The following is a 17,031-nucleotide window of genomic DNA, read 5'->3' as shown; positions in this document are numbered from 1 at the left end:
TTACGCTTGGCGCTCGTACCAGCCGCGCGAGCGGTTGACCACGCGCACCACCAGCAGCATCACCGGCACCTCGATCAGCACGCCAACCACGGTGGCCAGCGCCGCGCCCGAGTGGAAGCCGAACAGACTGATGGCGGCGGCCACGGCCAGCTCGAAGAAGTTGCTCGCGCCGATCAGTGCCGAGGGGCCGGCGATGCTGTGCTTCTCGCCTACCTTGCGGTTGAGCCAGTACGCCAGCCCGGAATTGAAGAACACCTGGATCAGGATCGGCACCGCCAGCATGGCGATCACCAGCGGTTGCCGGATAATGGCCTCTCCCTGAAAGGCGAACAGTAGCACCAGCGTCAGTAGCAGCGCGGCGATCGACAGCGGGCCAATACGTTCCAGCGCCCGGTCGAACGCAACCTGACCCCGGCGCAGCAGCGCCCGGCGCCAGAGCTGCGCGAGGATGACAGGAATGACGATGTAGAGCGCGACCGACACCAGTAGCGTGGCCCATGGCACGATGATCGACGACAGGCCCAGCAGGAGGCCGACGACGGGCGCGAAGGCGAACACCATGATGGTGTCGTTCAGCGCCACCTGCGACAGCGTGAACACCGGATCGCCGCCGGTCAGCCGGCTCCACACGAACACCATCGCCGTGCAGGGCGCGGCGGCCAGCAGGATCAGCCCGGCGATGTAGCTGTCCAGCTGCCCGGCCGGCAGCCACTGTGCGAAGACATGGCGGATGAAGATCCACGCCAGCAGCGCCATCGAAAACGGCTTGACCGCCCAGTTCACAAACAGCGTGACGCCGATGCCGCGCCAGTGTCGCCTGACCTGGCCGAGTGCGCCGAAGTCCACCTTCAGCAGCATCGGCACGATCATCACCCAGATCAGCAAGCCCACCGGCAGGTTGACCTGGGCGACTTCCAGCTGGCCAATGGCCTGGAACGCGCCCGGCGCGAACTGGCCCAGCGCGATGCCGGCAACGATGCACAGCAGCACCCACAGGGTCAGATAGCGCTCGAAGCTGCTCATGGCAGATGCGGCCGGCGCGTGACCGGCCGCTTCGGTTTCTGTAGTCATCGCGCCGCCCTTACTGGCGGCCGATGTCGCGCAGCTCGCGCTGCAACGACATGGCGTCCAGGCGCTGGAGCGGCAGCGACAGGAACAGTTCAATGCGTCGGCGCAGCGTGATCGCGGCGTCGAGGAACGCTTTGCGCTGTTGCTCCTCAGTGCCCTCGACGGCTGCCGGATCAGGGACGCCCCAATGCGCCGACACCGGCTTGCCCGGCCACAGCGGGCAAGCCTCCCCAGCAGCGTTGTCGCAAACTGTAAAGATGAAGTCGAACACCGGCGCACCCGGTGCCACGAACTCGTCCCAGCTCTTGCTGCGGTAGCCGGTCGTCGGCAGGTGCAGCCGCTCCAGCGTGGCAAGTGCCAGCGGATGAACCTCGCCCTTGGGGTGACTGCCCGCCGAATAAGCGTGGAAGCGGCCCTTGCCCAGCTCGTTGAGCATGCCTTCGGCAAGGATGGAGCGGGCGGAATTACCCGTGCAAATGAACAATGCGTTGTAGATCGTGTCGGTCATGGCGTCAGCAGTCGCAGCGGGTGGATTCGGAAACCTCGCACACTCCGCCTTGGCAGCAATGCTCGGTCAGGTAGCCGATCAGGCCGTTCATGTGGTCGTATTCGGCGCGATAGATCAGGTTGCGGCCTTGCTGCTCGATGCTGACGAGGCCGGCGTGGGCCAGTTCCTTCAGATGGAAGGACAAGGTGTTGCGGGCCACGTCGAGCTGGTCGGCCAGCACGCTGGGCGTGAGTCCTTCCGGGCCGGCGACGACCAGGGCGCGGAACACACGCAGGCGCTGGGTGTGCGCCAAGGCGCTCAGGGCGGAAACGGCTTGATCTTCGTTCATGATTCGATAGTACAACAATTATTGAATTAATGGATAAGAATCAGCGGGCAAGTCATTCATGGCTTCGCGGCATACCGCCGTCGAGTTCTTGGACTATGTTCCGCGCATCACGCCCATCAAAGTCATCGCGGCAGCAAGATGCTTCTATCAAGAGCGGCGGATGCCTTCTCGCACCACGGACTAGTTCAAGGGAAGGCAGGATGCCTAGCGGGCGATAGAACTGCACTGCATCCTGATGCGATGTGACCATGTTTGGCCCACACCGCAGGCGCGTGAACGCAAAGTGCGTTGGATTGAACCAAGCAAAATGCTTCGCCGCAAGATGCTATGTCGATATATCAGGATGCCGAAACAAGCATGACATGCGCGGATTTCTCCAGGTCCCTCTGGACGTGGAGCAGCGGATGCAATCCCCTGCGCCTTGTGAAACCGTGGGGATATCAGACCATATCGAATCGGTCTTGATGTGCTTGACGCACCCCATGACGCTGGCACCGTGAGCGCAATTGTCGAGCGTGCTTCTTCCTTATTACTCGACGGACCGGCAACTGGTCAATTCTTGCATATCGAGCAAGAGAGAACCACCTGTGACGGGTGCCATGATCTCTTCCGTCCATGTTCCAGGGCATCGCCCCAGGCATCAGCCACAGGCATAACGAAAAAACAGCCCCTTGGTGGGGCAAGAAGGAGCCGGTGATGTAGCGCTTCCGAAAGGAGACGAAAACATGCACAAGGAGCCACCACTATCAAAGGTGTTCTATCGTCCCATCGAAGCTGCCATACGGTGGGCTGGGTTGTTGCGGTACGAAGCGGTGATCGTCGCATCGATCGCATCACCGCGTTGTCTGCCGCAGATGTTGGACTGCCCGCGATGGAACGAGTGTCGGCTGTACTCGGAACGCATCTACGACGGTATCCTCAACGCCGAACTACCCTTCGGCAAGAACGGGATCACACTTAATGACCCAGATCTGGTGAGTTCACTCGATCTGACCGTCCGCCATGTCGATCTGAAGCGGTGGATGCGCACCCACTATCCCGAGCATCGGCCGGGATTTCTGTTCAGTCGCGGCGAGCGCATGGTGCATCCCTTCATCACCATCGAGACAGGACAGGCAATCCTGCTGGAACGGCTGGCTCTGCAGGCCGCGCTGGACCATAGCCGACGCGAGATGCGCGAACTGCAACAGCAACACGAAGTCTTGCTAAAGCAGTCCGCCGTACTGCTGGCTCCCAAGCAGTGCGTGATCAGTGATCGGGCGGAAACTACATACCTGAACATCATCGGCGGCATGCTGACGCTGATGCTGAGCCAATCCCCATCCGGCGTGCCGTACTCCAGCTTCAAGACGCAGGAGGCCATCGTCACCGCATTGCTCGCCCACTATGGCGGCACCATGGGCATCACGGAGCGAACCTTGAACGGCAAGTTCGCCAATGCCAGGAAGAATGTCCGTAGCGCAGCCGCGTGAATTCTTCCATCTTGTATGTGCAGTCGCGGAGATTGCATTTGCAATGTTTTTCCGCAGCCATGTCTATTGAATAGAGGTCACGCCAACAAACGCCACTGAGCGTTCAGGAGTGACCGCCATGTCGCAAATACCTGTACTGCCACCGCACGAGCGCCGCATCCTGCGGCTCGATGAAGTTGAAGCGAAGTCCGGCTTCAAACGCGCCCACATCTACAACCTGATGAAGAAGCGCCAGTTTCCGCAGGCGTTGCGCCTGGGCGTGCGCGCCGTGGGCTGGGATTCGGTCGAGATCGACCAGTGGATCGCCGAACGCCTCAACAACCGGACCTGACCCGCTCCCCCTCGATTTTCCCATCGCCAAACGGAGAGCGCCATGCAGGTCGTATCCATAATTTCAACGAAAGGCGGCGTAGGCAAGACGACTACGGCCGCCAACCTCGGCGGCCTCGCCGCGGACGCGGGGCTGCGTGTGCTGCTGCTCGATCTCGACGTGCAGCCGACCTTGTCGTCCTATTACGAGCTGGCACACCGCGCTGCCGGCGGTATCTATGAGTTGCTGGCGTTCAACGAACGCGCCCTCGATCAGTTGGTGTCCCGCACCATCATCGCGGGCCTGGACCTGGTGCTCTCGAACGATCACCGGGGTGAACTGAACACGTTGCTACTGCACGCGCCAGACGGACGCCTGAGACTGCGGCACCTGCTGCCGGCGCTGGCGCCGCTTTATGACCTGGTGCTGATCGACACCCAGGGTGCACGCTCGGTGCTGTTGGAGATGGCGGTGCTCGCCTCTGACCTGGCGCTGTCGCCCGTGACCCCGGAAATTCTCGCTGCCCGCGAACTGCGACGCGGCACCATGCAGTTGCTGGAGGACATCGCGCCATACCGGCACCTCGGCATCGAACCGCCATCCCTGCACCTGCTCATCAATCGCGTCCACCCCGTGTCCGCGAATGCACGGATGATCCAGCAGGCGCTGCGCGACCTGTTCCAGGACCATGCCGGCATATGCGTGCTGAGCACCGACGTGCCGGCCATCGAGGCCTATCCGCGCGCCGCAACCCGCGGCCTGCCGGTGCATCGCGTCGAGCATCGCCAGCCGCCGGGCAGAGTTGCGCCCGCCGCGCTCGACACCATGCGCGCGCTCGCCGGCGAACTGTTCCCACAGTGGCAAGACAGATTTGCCCTCGTGTCCGGCCGTCCTCCTCGTTCCATTGAAACCGGGAGGTCACATGGCGAACGCACATGAACTGGCCCGCGGCCACAAACGGCTGCGCGCCCTGATTGAGTTTGCGGTGAGCGAAGGCTGGCACGTCAAGCGCACACGGGGCGGACACCTCAAGTTCACCAAGGCCGGCTGCGCCGCCATCTACACCAGCTCAACAGCGAGCGACTACCGGGCGGATCTCAACGCCCGTGCACAGATCCGCCGCGCCGAGCGCGAGGCCCGCATGGCCCGGGCCGTCAACGCCGAGGGATGTGGTCATGGCTGAGATGACCTCCCAGGACATGGCCGGCAAGCTGCTTGCCGCCGGGTTCGAGCGCAGTGGGCCATCGGCCACGGCCTTGAGCGACCCGATCGCCGACACGCCGATGGTCGTGACGCTGGACCAGTTGCGGCCCTACGACCACGACCCCCGCAAAAAGCGCAACTCGGCCTACGATGAAATCAAGGCCTCCATCCGAGAGCGCGGCCTGGACGCGGCGCCAGCGATCACACGCCGTCCTGGCGAGGCGCACTACATCATCCGCAACGGCGGCAACACCAGGCTGGCGATCCTGCGTGAACTCTGGGCGGAGACCAAGGACGAACGCTTCTTCCGCATATCGTGCCTGTTCCGGCCGTGGCCTGCGCGCGGAGAGATCGTCGCCCTGACCGGGCACCTCGCCGAGAACGAACTACGCGGCGGCCTCACGTTCATCGAGCGCGCCCTGGGCGTCGAGAAAGCCCGCGAGTTCTATGAGGCTGAAAGCGGCACCACCCTGAGCCAGTCCGAGCTGGCCCGCCGCCTGGCCGCCGACGGCTTCCCAGTCCAGCAGTCGCACATCAGCCGCATGGCTGACGCGGTGCGCTACCTGCTGCCCGCGATCCCGACCGTCCTATACGGGGGCCTCGGCCGCCACCAGGTCGAGCGGCTGTCGGTCATGCGCAAAGCCAGCGAACGCACGTGGGAGCACTATGCCAAAGGCCGCTCCCTGCCGCTGGACTTCGACAGCTTCTTTCTGGAGGCGCTGTCGCAATTTGATGTCCAGCCCGACGAGTTCTCGCCGCCGCGTGTGCAGGACGAGTTGATCGGTCAGATGTCCGAGCTGCTGGGCATCGACTACGACGTGCTCGCCTTGGACCTGACCGAATCCGAGAGCCGCCACCGCGCCCTGGTCAGCGACCCAACCCCGCCATCGGCGCCGCCGGCATTGCCCGAGCCTGGGGCCATCGCACGGCCGCCGATCGAACCGGCACCGCCCCCCACTACAACTGCACCTTCTGCGGGCCACTCTGCCGACGCGCCGACAAGGCCCCGGGACGATGGGGCCCCGAGCGAGGCATCCGCAGCCAGCCCTGCGGCAGCGAATGGCGGTCTGCTTGACGAGCACATCATCTCTCCGGCACCCACGACGGAGCGGCTCCAGTCCATCCAGCGCATGGTCGCCGACCAGTTGGGCGATGCGCTGCCGCCCGACTTCTCGGCCAACGTCTTGCAGTCGATTCCCGTGCAGGCCGGTGGCCTCTATCCCATCTCGGACATCTGGTATATCGACCCTGGCCTCGACACACCCGACCGCCTGCGCATCCACATCGCGCAGTTCGCGCGCGAGATCGCGGGCGAGGCCGACCTGGACGCGTGTGTCGAGGATCGTTCTGATGGCATCGGGTTCACGTGTCGTGCCCCAGCCCAGGCTTCGTCGCCGCTCGCACGCGCCGTGCTCGCACTACTGGTTTCCCTGGCCGGTCAGCAGCCAGCCGGCGTCGGCTTGGACAGCGGGCAACTCATCACAGACCTGCCAGCGCTGTTGCACGGCCAGGGTCAACGTCGTGACGGCGGGGCCCGGCGATTGAGCGACACCGCGCTGGTCAAGCTGTTTCGTCTGCTGCGGCTGGCCCGGCGCCTGCTGGATCTGGAAGCCGGCGCTGTCGGTTCTGGGATCTGAGCGAGGGAGGCCTGCATGTCCGCACCGAACCCACTCAACCAGGCCGTCATCGCGCAGGCACTCTACGACCTACGCAACGGGCAACTGCGTCGCTGCAAGGCGATGGGGTTCGGCGAGGAAGAGCTGGATGCGCTCAAGCATCCGGCGCTGATCAGCGTGCTGGCCAATGCCAACGTCTCCTGGTGCTCTGTCTCGGTGAACCGGGAAGTGCTCCGGCGATTGCTCAAACAGGCGCAGGACGTGGAGAAGGAGATCGCCACCGTCGATCGCATGCTGCGCCTGGGTGCCAGTACCGAAATGGTGAGCCGCTTCTACGGGCTGACACATCAGGAAGTCGCACTTCGGCGCGAAGTTCTCGGCCTGCCCAAACGCAAGGGGCGCCATCCGGTTCTGGACGAGGAGCAGGACACCGAGCTGTGGCGGCGCTGGAAGGTCGTGACCAGCAGCAGGAACGTCGAGCTGGAGGATGAGACCTCGGTTCTTGATGCGGCAATGGACCTCGCCGAAGGCATGGAGCTGCCGCTGTCGGTGGTCTGGGCTGCGATCAAGAACTGGATCGATCAGGGACTGGGTTGAATCATGGCCGTGGACGACGCTGCACCACGAGCACCACGCCAAGGTCCGGTCGCCCTCGCTGATCTGTTCGACAGCGCGCTGAAAGACCTTGCACCGAAACCTCGCCCACTCGCACCGGCTCCCGCCTTCGCATCCGCGACGTCTCCTGTGTCTGCAACCGGCGACGGTTTCCTGTTCAGTGGAAATCGGCACGAGAGCGTGCCGCGACGGCTGTTCCTCGACCGACGCCTGACGCCGCTGGAACGCAATGCCTGGCAAGTCTTCCGGATGATGCTCAACGAGGATGGCGTCACGGCGTTTCCGACGTATGAGCAACTTCGCCCGTGGCTCGCGTCAATGCCCTGCGCCGGACAGGCCTCCCACGAGACCGTGGCACGGGCGCTGACGCTGTTGCGCCTGACGCGCTGGTTGAGTCTCGTGCGCCGCAGGCGCGACCCCAAGACCGGGCGCATCCTCGGCAACCTCTACGTCCTGCACGATGAGCCCCTGACCCCGTTCGAGGCGATGCAGCTCGACCCGGACTACCTGCAGCTCGTCAGCCAAGCCCTGGGCCATTCGGCCAGGGCCGTTCAGGTCGTGGGCTTGCACACGCTCAATGAGATCGCCGAAGACCCGCTGCTGTCTGGCCGCATGCTGCCCTCGCGGCTGCAGGTCCTTGCCGAACGCCTCGCAAGCCAAGGCATTGGGTCGCAGGAGAGTTATCCACAGGAGGACACGGTTCACGATTCCGAAGAAGGGGCGCCGAGCCTTCTTCGGAATTCTGATCGGCCCTCTTCGGATTCCGAAGCAGGGCCAAAACACGCAGCAGACGGCGCTCTTCGGAATCCGAAACAGGACCGTACTGTACGTAGTAGTCGTATTAATGAAGTACGTACTACCGCGCGTGAGCGTGGGCAGGCGCGCGCGATGCCGGGAGTTCGTCTGCCTGATCGCTTTCTCGGCTTGAAAGATGAACAGCAGGCCGGCGCCATGGTGGCATTGCAGCAGGTCGATGCCCCGCTACGCCAGGCCGTGCTGGACGAATGGGCGGATCGCTGTCGTGGCAGCACCATCCGCAACCCGGCAGGCTACCTGTTCGGCATCATCCAACGTGCCATCCGTGGCGAGTTCAACGCATGGGCCAGGCAAGCTGGGTCAGCACCGCCACCTGCCCCTGCACGAGATGCACCGCCTGAGCCACCGCGCAATGTAGTTCCGCCCGAGGTAGCCCGGCAGCACATCGACCGGCTGCGCGACCTTCTGCGCAGTAGCTGAGCGCGACGAGCGACAAGGGCGTGAAGCAGACGCCCGTGGCCGTCAGTAGAGCTATCCCCTGGGGATAGATGTGATGCAAGGCGTAACACCGAAAGACACAGGCTGGGTGCTTCTGTCCACGGTGCTGCAGTGGCGTCCGGTTCCTGAGCGCACCCACCATCTGCGCGAGCAGCGCTCTGTGGCGTTTGATGGAGCTATCCCCTGGGGATAGCTCGCATTGCGGGCCGCCACCACCACGACAACCGGGGACCAGTTCATTTCGGTTTGTTGACTGACTGCCTTCCGCTGCATGCCGATCCTGACCGCTCCTTTTCCCAAGCGAGCGGACACCATGGCAACCAACGAACCTCTGCAACTCAATCTCGGCTCTTTGCGCAGCGCGATGTCGCTGACGCTTCACACCCACCACGCATCGCGCATCTGGCATGGCCGCGCCGCCGCCGAGGGGCGACCCGGCATCGTCGGCCTGAACGGCTACATCGCCGTGATGAACAAGATGAAGCGCGGCTCGGAACAGGATGACCCGTACAGCGACTGGTGGATGTTGCGCATCGAGGAAAAGCTCGACCAGGCCAAGACCACGTTGCAATCGCTGCGCGAGCAGGTGGACCAGGCATTGGCCGGCGTGCCAGCGGCGTTGAGCCTGGGCGAGAACCTCAACGTGCAACCGGTGAAGCTCCCCTTGTTCGTGAACGCGCAGCTCGGCTTTGCCGCGGTCTATCTCCTGGCCGACTATGACGACATCGCCCGCAAGCTGATCCTCGCCCATCACACCGCGCTGATCGATCGCTCGACATTGGAGCGGTGGCTCAACGAAGGCGCTCACACGCTGCGCAGCCTGTTCAGCCTGGCCCAGCAGTACCGCTACTCGGGATGCACCCGCGACGACTTCGCGGCCAAGAACGCCGCAGCGCGGGCGGCGCTGGAGAAGTTCGGCGACTTGCCGCAGGACGTGCTCGAAGGCGCTCGCCGCTCGAAGTTTGCGCCGCCCGTCGTGCGCCGCGGCCTGCAACAGCGCAGTGATAGCGCTGCCGCAGCCGCACCTCCCAGCGACGAAGGCACTGCCGCCGATCCGGCCGAGGCCAGCACCGGCGAGGACGAACAGGCATGAGCGACCCGAACCGCGAACCTCGCTACTTCCGTGGTCTGGAACAGCCAGCCTTCATGCGGCTGGAACACGCGGCCTCTCTAAAAGGCCTTTTAAAGCCTTTTAAAGGTAAAGGGGACTTCGAGGCCTGGGCCAGCCAGTGCTTCGCCATGCGCGACGAGTTGATTGCCCTGGCGCAGCGACAGGTGCTGCCACAGGCGTGCGGGCATCCCTTCCACCTGCTTCCCGTCGAGCTGGCCCAGCAGATAACTGGCGCGGGAACGACGTTCCTTCGCTGGCGCAAGCACGACCGCTCGGCCATGGGCGTGGCGCTGTGGCAGGAACTGGTGGCGAGCACCAGCACGCCGGTCAACCTGCTGGCCGACCTGCACGCGATCGAGTTACAGCGCATCACGTTGAACATGCAGATCAGCCTGCTGCACACCTTGGGCAGGCAGGCGCAGGAATGCGCCAGCAAAGCGGCCGAAGCGGACAACGCATACCTGCGCCGGCTCAAGTCCACCCCAACCGCAATGCGCGATCGGTGATTGCGCCAGACATCCCAGCACGCACCCGGCGCCGATGAGGCACGGGTATTTCAACCACCACGGAGATCACATCATGAGCACGCATTTTTCTGGCGAAGGCAATATCGGCTCGCCACCGGAGTACCGCGAATTCCCCAATGGCAACGACGAGCCCAACCGCCTGCTGCGCCTGAACGTCTATTTCGACAACCCCGTTCCCAAGAAGGATGGCACCTTTGAGGACCGTGGCGGCTTCTGGGCGCCGGTGGAAATCTGGCACCGCGACGCCGAGCACTGGCAGCGCCTCTACCAGAAGGGTATGCGGGTGCTGGTCATCGGCCGCATGGAGCGCGAGCCCTGGACGGACAACGAAGATCAGCCACGCGAGACCTGGCAAGTCAATGCGCGCAGCGTAGGCATCTTGCCGTACCGCATCGAGTCTGTGGTCCTCAGCCCGAAGCCACAGGAGGCAGAACCGAAGCCGCAGGCCGACCAGGAATCGACCGCGCCGAAAGAGACGAAGCGCCGGAAGTGACCCGGCATGGAGGGCGGCTGCCGCAGCGCTTCGCCGCCCTCCATGCGCCGCGAGCTATCCCCAGGGGATAGCTCCATCAACGTCCACCGACTTCCACGCGTTCCCGCGAATCGCCGCTCCCGAACCGCATACCTCCGGCCACTCGCCATTACCGCACAAGCCCTTCCATCCCGTGAAAGCGGTCGCCGCCGCGTGCCGCTTGTTTGCTGCTGCCCCCGGTGGTGCTCGGCATCCTCGATCCCAGCAACTCCATGAACCATGGGAATCGGATGAACGGATATGCGGCTGTTCTTGTGCGAGAAGCCCTCCCAGGGCAAAGACATTGGCCGGATTCTCGGCGCCACACAGCGCGGTGAAGGCTGTCTCAACGGTTCCGGCGTCACCGTCACCTGGTGCATCGGCCATCTCGTAGAAGCCGCTACGCCCGAAGCCTACGACGAGCAGTTGAAGCGCTGGTCCATCGAGCAGTTGCCCATCATTCCCCAGCATTGGCGGGTCGAGGTCAAACCGAAGACCGCCACGCAATTCAAGGTCGTCAAGGCGCTTCTGGCGAAGGCGACCCAGCTTGTCATCGCCACCGATGCCGACCGCGAAGGCGAGTTGATCGCCCGCGAGATCATCGAACTGTGCGGCTACCGCGGCCCCATCGAGCGGCTGTGGTTGTCGGCACTCAACGATGCGTCCATCCGCGCCGCCCTCGGCAAGCTACGGCCCTCAGCCGAGACGCTGCCGATGTACCACTCGGCGCTGGCGCGATCCCGTGCGGATTGGCTGGTGGGCATGAACCTCAGTAGGTTGTTCACGGTGCTGGGGCGGCAGGCCGGCTACGACGGCGTGCTGTCGGTCGGCCGCGTCCAGACCCCGACGCTCAAGCTCGTCGTGGACCGCGACCGCGAGATCGCAGCCTTCGTGTCCGTGCCGTACTGGGCCATCGTCGTGTCCCTGTCCGCAGGTGTCCAGGCTTTCACCGCGCACTGGGTTCCACCCAATGCCTGCACCGACGACGCAGGCCGCTGCCTGCAGCAGCCGGTCGCACAGCAGGCCATGCAGCAGATCCGCGCTGCGGGCAGCGCCCACGTAGTGTCGGTTGAGACCGAGCGCGTGCGCGAAGGCCCGCCGCTGCCGTTCGACCTGGGCACCTTGCAGGAGGTGTGTTCAAAGCAGCTCGGGCTGGACGTGCAGGAAACCTTGGAGATCGCCCAGGCCCTGTACGAGACGCACAAGGCCACGACATACCCCCGCTCGGATTCCGGCTACCTGCCCGAGAGCATGTTTGCCGAAGTGACCACCGTTCTCGACAGCCTGCTTAAGACCGATCCCTCGCTGCGCTCGATCATAGGCCAGCTCGACCGTTTGCAGCGCTCGCGCGCCTGGAACGATGGCAAGGTCACGGCCCACCACGGCATCATCCCGACGCTCGAACCGGCGAACCTCTCCGCCATGAGCGAGAAGGAACTGGCCGTGTACAGGCTCATCCGGGCGCATTACCTAGCGCAGTTCCTCCCTCACCACGAGTTCGACCATACTGTGGCCAAGCTTTCGTGCGGTGGGCAGAACCTTGCGGCCACGGGCAAGCAGGTTGTCACGCCGGGCTGGCGCCAGGTGCTGGCCGAGCCGCAGTCCGAGGACGGCGATGGCGACGGCGACACCGCGGCCCGCGCCCAGGTGCTACCGGCGCTGCACGAAGGTCTGGCATGTCAGGTGGCCGATATCGATCTGAAGGCACTCAAGACGCTGCCGCCCAAACCGTACACGCAAGGCGAGTTGGTCAAGTCTATGAAAGGCGTCGCCAAGCTGGTGTCCGATCCCCGCCTGAAGCAGAAGCTCAAGGATACGGTCGGCATCGGCACCGAAGCGACCCGGGCCAACATCATCGGCGGCCTGATCGCCCGCGGCTACCTCGTAAAGAAAGGGCGCGCCATCCGCGCCTCGGATGCGGCTTTCACCTTGATCGATGCCGTGCCTGCGGCGATTGCCGACCCCGGCACCACCGCCGTCTGGGAACAAGCGCTCGACATGATCGAAGCCGGCCAGCTCACGCTGGATGTGTTCATCGGCAAGCAGGCCGCATGGATTTCGCAGTTGATCGCGCAGTACGGCAACGCGTCCCTGTCTATCAAGGCTCCCCAAGGGCCGACATGCCCGCAGTGCGGCGCACCCACGCGCCAGCGCAGCAGCAAGAGCGGCCCGTTTTGGTCGTGCAGTCGCTACCCGGACTGCAAAGGCACGCTGCCGGTCGAATCCGGCAGCTCCAAGCGCGCCGCCTCGCGCCCGCGCCGTAGCGGCCGCAAAGGCTCCTGACCGATCCCGTTCCCCGTGAGCCGTGCCCGCCTTCGGCGGCGTGGCCCGTGTCCCGCATGCCCTGCGGGACGCCCAGCGCGCAACGCCTTCTTGATTTGTGTGCGCGTCCCGCCCAGCCGTCCCCGGCCGCGGGACCTGAAGGTAGCTTCTCTGCGAGCCGCACCACGCGCGTTCTGTTGATCTGCGTTTCTTCCGCCCTCTGCGAAGGGTCTCCCGGTGGCTTGCCAGCGTGCACGAGCCACCGGGAGACCCTTCGTGGTCAGCGGTAATCGGTGCCGGTGCCCGCCGGTGCAAAAACGGGCTCCCTTTGTGCGCGGATGTGCGCCAGACGATGCCGGCCCCAGCCACGACATGGGCCGGGTGTGATTGCTGAGAGCAGACGGTTCTAGCGACGACCGGGCCTGCCAATCAGCCCACGGGTGGCTCCTCTTTCCTCCCGAGCCGAAGGCCGCAGGGCCTTCGGCGCCTTTTTCCTGCCCATCAACGTCCCGGTCCGGCCATTGGCCTGGGCCACACGAACAGGAGAGATGACATGCACCCTCAATATTGCGCGCAACTGCTGTACGGCAGTGTGTGCAGCGGCATCGATCCAGCTTCTCCTACCCGTCCTGACAGCCCCGCACTTGCTGCGGGGCTTTCTTTTTCCACGTTCGCCAATCGGGGCTGTAGCAGGTGCCGATTTCCGGCTGACGTGGCTCGACTCGCGCACGAAGCTGCCTGCATGTGTCGCTGATCCGTCAGCACCATGCCAGCAGCCAGGGTTTCCAGGCTGCCGCGGATTCTCTCCGCGCCACCCGCCAGTCCGCCATCGCATCGAGTCTGCGGACGCGCGTCCTCGTGACGCCGATGCTTTTTCTCAACCGCATGCGGGAGCTGCCATCCCGTGAGGGACAAGGCCCTCGCTTCTCCAAGGAGCCCATCCATGTCCCAGCAAGCCTCTTTCGGCCAGTTGGCCTTGATCCATTGCGGCAAGTTCCTGCCGCTCGAAGTCCTGCATAGCGCCGCCGGCCACTACATCGGCACGCGCGATACCGAAGGTCCCGTTTCGCGGGAATCCAGCGAGTACTTCCGCAGCTATGTCGCGGCTCAACGTGCCCTAGAAAGAGGCGGCTGGTCCCAGCTCGCCACGCCCTGATCCAACTGGAGGAATCACGTCATGAACCAGCTTTTGCCACAGGAAGTCGTCGATCAGATCATGCGGGAAGAGCAGCATTTCGCCGCCGCGCCCCAAGCCTTCTTCGAGGCCTGGAAGCGCGGTGTCGAGATCGCTGGCCCGCAATGGTTTGGCGACGGCACACGCGAAGGCCTGAACCAGGCCAAGAGCAAGTGGGATCTGCGTCCCGACATGCTGCGTGCCAACGACGCTCTCGGCGTCCTGAGCAGCGGAGAACGCATGTTCCTGTCCGCCATGTTCAGCTTCTACAACGCGCGCGAGGGCGGTGCCATGCTCAAACGCTGCCACTTCCAAGGACTGTCGGACTTCGACGGTCTCGATCTGCAACGCCGCAAGGTCATCGCCGACCTGCTGGTGAACTACAGCGGTTGGTGAGCCGGCTTCCGGAATATCACCACCTTGTCGTTCGCCACCCCATGAGGGACATGCGCCCACCAGGCCATGTCCCTCAATTTTCCCTCCGTCAGCCAGCGCGGATTGGCCCAAAGCCATCGATCAGTGCCGCCTGACGCTTTTTCGACTTTCAACCCACCGGGGTCCAGTTCCCGGTGGCGGGGATTGGCTCCATTATTCAATCTGGAGAAATCCTATGACCCAGAATCCCAACCCCTTTGTACGCGGCTACTGGAATCTGAAAATCGTCCGAACGCTGTGCATCAGCTACGAAGACGGAAGCCCGCATGTGTGGCGAAACATCCACGCGAGCCAACAGCACCTCTCCGACGAGGAGCTGGTTTCTTCCCCCTGCATCGTCACCAGCGACTTCGCGGTGGTCAGGAATGGCACTGTGCCTGTCAGTGCCGAACTGATGGCCGAATGCGATGCCATTGAAGGCGTCAGCGGCGAAGGCGTGGTGGGTGCGGTGGTTTATGCCATCCATGGCGACGACCTGGACGGTCGCCCGGTCCACGTCGGTGATACCTATTCGGCCGAGGCCGCGCGAGACGTGGTGCAGCGGTTGGGTTTCGAGACCGGCTATTACAGCCGATGCTGGGAAATCAGCAGCGCGCACATCAGCCAGGAAACCGGCCAGTACCTGGCCAGCCTAGCGGACCTTGCGACACCGGAGGCCTTTCTGTTCATCGCCTTCCGGGTTCCATACAGCCCAGCGATCGGCGTCAAGCTGATTTCCACGCCCTGGACAGACAAGAACCTGGAGTATGCCGAGGGCATCAGTGCGGAGCAGCTTCGGCAGGAACACCGGGACAAGGGCATGCCTGACGACCTGGCGAACATTCTTGAATTGGCCGGCCAGGCCGATGTGCGCATCCTCATCCTAGACGCTGACGCACCCGCGCTACTGGGCCTGCCACTGGCCGAGATCTAGCAGACGCGCGACGCGCAAGCCTTCCCCTTTATCCCCCACATGCCAGCCCGCCTCCCACCAGGAGCTGGGCCGGTTCAATTCCATAGGAGCAATCTCATGTTCCCCGATCTCATCTCGCCTACGCCTGACTTCGAGAATCAGCTTGGAGCCTGCGTTAACGCCATGAGCCAGAACGACGCCATCGGCCAGATTCTGGTGTTCGAGCGCATGAGCGGCACGCTGCACATGCGCCATATCGACAGCGCCGATCTGATGGACACCGACATTGACGACTACGAAATGGTCGTGTTTGACGGTGGCAATACAACCGGCGACACGTGGAAACACGTGTTCTTCCCACGTCAGCGCGAACACTATTTCGTGTACGAAGCCTGACATCTCCAGCCCCTTTCGAGGGGCTTTTTCTTGCGCTGAACCGGGCTGCGTGGACAAAGGGAAACACCCGGATGCCAATTGATTGCTGCCGCGCGCGCAAGGGCCGCCCATGCTGACCCCATGCCTGCTGACGTTGTCAGCGACATGCCAGGCAATCATCGGTCTTCGAGGTTGCGGCGCAGTTTCCACTGCGTGACCGAGCCAGCTCGCACCGCATCCATACGCGAGCGGCCACCAGTCTCTGGTGGTGGATGCTTTCGCCTTATCAACCCACCGCGGGGTTACGCACCTTTCCCCGCATGCGTGGGCTCGGTGTGTCTCCGCTTTTCCCAATGGAGATTCACCATGAACACCACGTCCAACGAGAAATCGTATTTCGACCTCCACACATCGGGCATCGGCTACATCCAGCGTGTCCGTGAAGTGCCCGTCAGGGGCGGCCGCCGTGCGCAGCCCTTCCTGGCATGCACCATCGCCGCATTGGTCGGCCCCGCCAGGGACCCCAGCTACCGCTACTTCGATGTCAAGGTCTCGGGTGCCGAGGCCAAGAAGCTCGTTCAGCGCTACATCGGCGTTGACGATTCCAAGCAGCGCCCGCTGGTGCGCTTCCGCCTCGGCGACCTTTGGGGCGATGCGTACATCCGCGACAAGGGCGAAAACCAGGGCAAGGCCGCCGCGTCCCTCAAGGCGCGACTGCTCAAGGCCGAGCCGATCGAGCGGGCCGAACTGGCTTCAATCGAGCAGCACGAGCTGATTACCCGTGGCATCGGCTACCTCAACCGTCCGAAGGACGTCACCCCCAAGGATGGCGATCCGTTCCTGTCATGCTCCATCGCCGCATTGGCCGGACCTGTCGATGAACCGGAATATCGGTACTTCGACACGATCGTCGCCACCCTCGGGGCCGAGCATCTGGTTCGCCGATGCGTGCAGGCCATCGAAGGGGATCGCAAGGTGCTGATCGCCTTCCGTCTCAACGACATGAAGATCGATCCGTACATCCGTACCAAGGGCGAGCACGCTGGGGCACCGGCCGCAAGCCTGGAGTCGACGCTGATCCACATCGGTCTGATCAAGATCGATGGCACCCAGGTCTATCCGATGAGCCAGGCGCAAGCCGAGGCGCCAACGGTGGAGGACGCACCCGCGCCCGAAGCCGACAACGCCATCGACACTGCCGCCGACGCCGTTTCCGACCTACCCGTCGAGTCCGCCGAGCGCGAGCCCGAGGGTGAAGTCGAGGAGCAGGAGCCGGCCTTGGTCGCTTCGTTTTGATCCGGCATGGCCCCTCATGGGGCCTTGTCGCTTCTCCTCCCTAGCATCCGCCGCGTCCCCAAGACGCCAAAGGT

The 17,031-nt window shown here is 63.9% G+C and carries 19 protein-coding genes; 16 read left to right on the top strand and 3 right to left on the bottom strand.

What is annotated here, in order from left to right; genetic code table 11:
• From arsB to RN01_RS25875, 3 genes are read right to left on the bottom strand one after another with little or no spacing between them, the layout of a single operon-like run.
• Window positions 1-1,071, bottom strand: a complete 1,071-nt coding sequence (arsB, locus tag RN01_RS25885) for an ACR3 family arsenite efflux transporter (protein WP_011871431.1) — start codon at window positions 1,069-1,071, stop codon at window positions 1-3.
• Between the two features lie 10 nt (window positions 1,072-1,081).
• Window positions 1,082-1,576, bottom strand: a complete 495-nt coding sequence (locus RN01_RS25880; RefSeq protein ID WP_009876566.1) for an arsenate reductase ArsC — start codon at window positions 1,574-1,576, stop codon at window positions 1,082-1,084.
• 4 nt (window positions 1,577-1,580) lie between these two features.
• On the bottom strand, window positions 1,581-1,922 hold the full coding sequence (locus RN01_RS25875; RefSeq protein WP_071536559.1) for a helix-turn-helix transcriptional regulator: 342 nt from the start codon (window positions 1,920-1,922) through the stop codon (window positions 1,581-1,583).
• 707 nt (window positions 1,923-2,629) lie between these two features.
• Between RN01_RS25875 and RN01_RS25870 the strand changes: the two genes are divergently transcribed.
• The 16 genes from RN01_RS25870 to RN01_RS25795 all read left to right on the top strand — a co-directional run bounded on the left by RN01_RS25870 (window position 2,630) and on the right by RN01_RS25795 (window position 16,957).
• Entirely contained in the window at window positions 2,630-3,376 is a 747-nt protein-coding gene (locus tag RN01_RS25870; protein ID WP_011871432.1) for a hypothetical protein, read from the top strand.
• A 118-nt stretch (window positions 3,377-3,494) separates the two neighbouring features.
• Window positions 3,495-3,707: an AlpA family transcriptional regulator gene (locus tag RN01_RS25865; RefSeq protein ID WP_009876569.1), complete on the top strand. Its 213-nt coding sequence runs from the start codon at window positions 3,495-3,497 to the stop codon at window positions 3,705-3,707.
• A 42-nt stretch (window positions 3,708-3,749) separates the two neighbouring features.
• Entirely contained in the window at window positions 3,750-4,625 is an 876-nt protein-coding gene (locus RN01_RS25860; protein WP_017515014.1) for a ParA family protein, read from the top strand.
• Window positions 4,609-4,869 (top strand): hypothetical protein, encoded by a 261-nt coding sequence (locus tag RN01_RS25855; RefSeq protein WP_009876571.1) that lies wholly within the window; start codon window positions 4,609-4,611, stop codon window positions 4,867-4,869. Before RN01_RS25860 ends, RN01_RS25855 begins: the two co-directional genes overlap by 17 nt.
• Window positions 4,862-6,526, top strand: coding sequence for a ParB family protein (locus RN01_RS25850; RefSeq protein ID WP_009876572.1), 1,665 nt, complete (start codon window positions 4,862-4,864; stop codon window positions 6,524-6,526). Before RN01_RS25855 ends, RN01_RS25850 begins: the two co-directional genes overlap by 8 nt.
• 15 nt (window positions 6,527-6,541) lie before the next feature.
• Window positions 6,542-7,102, top strand: coding sequence for a DUF2857 domain-containing protein (locus tag RN01_RS25845; RefSeq protein WP_009876573.1), 561 nt, complete (start codon window positions 6,542-6,544; stop codon window positions 7,100-7,102).
• 3 nt (window positions 7,103-7,105) lie between these two features.
• Entirely contained in the window at window positions 7,106-8,356 is a 1,251-nt protein-coding gene (locus RN01_RS25840) for an STY4528 family pathogenicity island replication protein (RefSeq protein ID WP_011871435.1), read from the top strand.
• A gap of 331 nt (window positions 8,357-8,687) precedes the next feature.
• The gene (locus tag RN01_RS25835) at window positions 8,688-9,467 is read left to right on the top strand and encodes a PFL_4669 family integrating conjugative element protein (protein ID WP_011871436.1); all 780 of its coding nucleotides are present in this window, start codon (window positions 8,688-8,690) and stop codon (window positions 9,465-9,467) included.
• Entirely contained in the window at window positions 9,464-9,991 is a 528-nt protein-coding gene (locus RN01_RS25830) for a DUF3158 family protein (protein ID WP_011871437.1), read from the top strand. The genes RN01_RS25835 and RN01_RS25830 overlap by 4 nt, the downstream gene beginning before the upstream one ends.
• Window positions 9,992-10,064: 73 nt before the next feature.
• The gene (locus RN01_RS25825; RefSeq protein WP_009876576.1) at window positions 10,065-10,505 is read left to right on the top strand and encodes a single-stranded DNA-binding protein; all 441 of its coding nucleotides are present in this window, start codon (window positions 10,065-10,067) and stop codon (window positions 10,503-10,505) included.
• Window positions 10,506-10,784: 279 nt separating this feature from the next.
• Entirely contained in the window at window positions 10,785-12,806 is a 2,022-nt protein-coding gene (locus tag RN01_RS25820) for a DNA topoisomerase III (RefSeq protein ID WP_009876577.1), read from the top strand.
• A gap of 922 nt (window positions 12,807-13,728) precedes the next feature.
• Window positions 13,729-13,941 carry a hypothetical protein gene (locus RN01_RS25815; protein WP_009876578.1) on the top strand — a complete coding sequence of 71 codons (213 nt, stop codon included), beginning with the start codon at window positions 13,729-13,731 and terminating at the stop codon, window positions 13,939-13,941.
• 21 nt (window positions 13,942-13,962) lie between these two features.
• On the top strand, window positions 13,963-14,355 hold the full coding sequence (locus RN01_RS25810) for a hypothetical protein (protein WP_009876579.1): 393 nt from the start codon (window positions 13,963-13,965) through the stop codon (window positions 14,353-14,355).
• 214 nt (window positions 14,356-14,569) lie between these two features.
• Window positions 14,570-15,307, top strand: coding sequence for a hypothetical protein (locus RN01_RS25805; protein ID WP_009876580.1), 738 nt, complete (start codon window positions 14,570-14,572; stop codon window positions 15,305-15,307).
• A gap of 96 nt (window positions 15,308-15,403) precedes the next feature.
• A complete protein-coding gene (locus RN01_RS25800) occupies window positions 15,404-15,682 on the top strand; it encodes a hypothetical protein (RefSeq protein WP_011871439.1) in 279 nt (92 codons plus the stop codon).
• A gap of 345 nt (window positions 15,683-16,027) precedes the next feature.
• Window positions 16,028-16,957, top strand: coding sequence for a DUF3577 domain-containing protein (locus RN01_RS25795; RefSeq protein WP_009876582.1), 930 nt, complete (start codon window positions 16,028-16,030; stop codon window positions 16,955-16,957).
• Window positions 16,958-17,031: the final 74 nt, after the last annotated feature.

The organism is Cupriavidus sp. SHE, assembly GCF_000812445.1.
GTDB lineage: Bacteria > Pseudomonadota > Gammaproteobacteria > Burkholderiales > Burkholderiaceae > Cupriavidus > Cupriavidus metallidurans.
This window is presented reverse-complemented; position numbering and strand designations above follow the sequence as displayed.

Excerpts from the sequence above, each read along its gene's own strand:
- arsB (WP_011871431.1), bottom strand. The coding sequence starts at position 1,071 with ATGACTACAGAAACCGAAGCGGCCGGTCACGCGCCGGCCGCATCTGCC.
- RN01_RS25880 (WP_009876566.1), bottom strand. The coding sequence starts at position 1,576 with ATGACCGACACGATCTACAACGCATTGTTCATTTGCACGGGTAATTCC.
- RN01_RS25870 (WP_011871432.1), top strand. The coding sequence starts at position 2,630 with ATGCACAAGGAGCCACCACTATCAAAGGTGTTCTATCGTCCCATCGAA.
- RN01_RS25865 (WP_009876569.1), top strand. The coding sequence starts at position 3,495 with ATGTCGCAAATACCTGTACTGCCACCGCACGAGCGCCGCATCCTGCGG.
- RN01_RS25860 (WP_017515014.1), top strand. The coding sequence starts at position 3,750 with ATGCAGGTCGTATCCATAATTTCAACGAAAGGCGGCGTAGGCAAGACG.
- RN01_RS25855 (WP_009876571.1), top strand. The coding sequence starts at position 4,609 with ATGGCGAACGCACATGAACTGGCCCGCGGCCACAAACGGCTGCGCGCC.
- RN01_RS25850 (WP_009876572.1), top strand. The coding sequence starts at position 4,862 with ATGGCTGAGATGACCTCCCAGGACATGGCCGGCAAGCTGCTTGCCGCC.
- RN01_RS25845 (WP_009876573.1), top strand. The coding sequence starts at position 6,542 with ATGTCCGCACCGAACCCACTCAACCAGGCCGTCATCGCGCAGGCACTC.
- RN01_RS25840 (WP_011871435.1), top strand. The coding sequence starts at position 7,106 with ATGGCCGTGGACGACGCTGCACCACGAGCACCACGCCAAGGTCCGGTC.
- RN01_RS25835 (WP_011871436.1), top strand. The coding sequence starts at position 8,688 with ATGGCAACCAACGAACCTCTGCAACTCAATCTCGGCTCTTTGCGCAGC.
- RN01_RS25830 (WP_011871437.1), top strand. The coding sequence starts at position 9,464 with ATGAGCGACCCGAACCGCGAACCTCGCTACTTCCGTGGTCTGGAACAG.
- RN01_RS25825 (WP_009876576.1), top strand. The coding sequence starts at position 10,065 with ATGAGCACGCATTTTTCTGGCGAAGGCAATATCGGCTCGCCACCGGAG.
- RN01_RS25820 (WP_009876577.1), top strand. The coding sequence starts at position 10,785 with ATGCGGCTGTTCTTGTGCGAGAAGCCCTCCCAGGGCAAAGACATTGGC.
- RN01_RS25815 (WP_009876578.1), top strand. The coding sequence starts at position 13,729 with ATGTCCCAGCAAGCCTCTTTCGGCCAGTTGGCCTTGATCCATTGCGGC.
- RN01_RS25810 (WP_009876579.1), top strand. The coding sequence starts at position 13,963 with ATGAACCAGCTTTTGCCACAGGAAGTCGTCGATCAGATCATGCGGGAA.
- RN01_RS25805 (WP_009876580.1), top strand. The coding sequence starts at position 14,570 with ATGACCCAGAATCCCAACCCCTTTGTACGCGGCTACTGGAATCTGAAA.
- RN01_RS25800 (WP_011871439.1), top strand. The coding sequence starts at position 15,404 with ATGTTCCCCGATCTCATCTCGCCTACGCCTGACTTCGAGAATCAGCTT.
- RN01_RS25795 (WP_009876582.1), top strand. The coding sequence starts at position 16,028 with ATGAACACCACGTCCAACGAGAAATCGTATTTCGACCTCCACACATCG.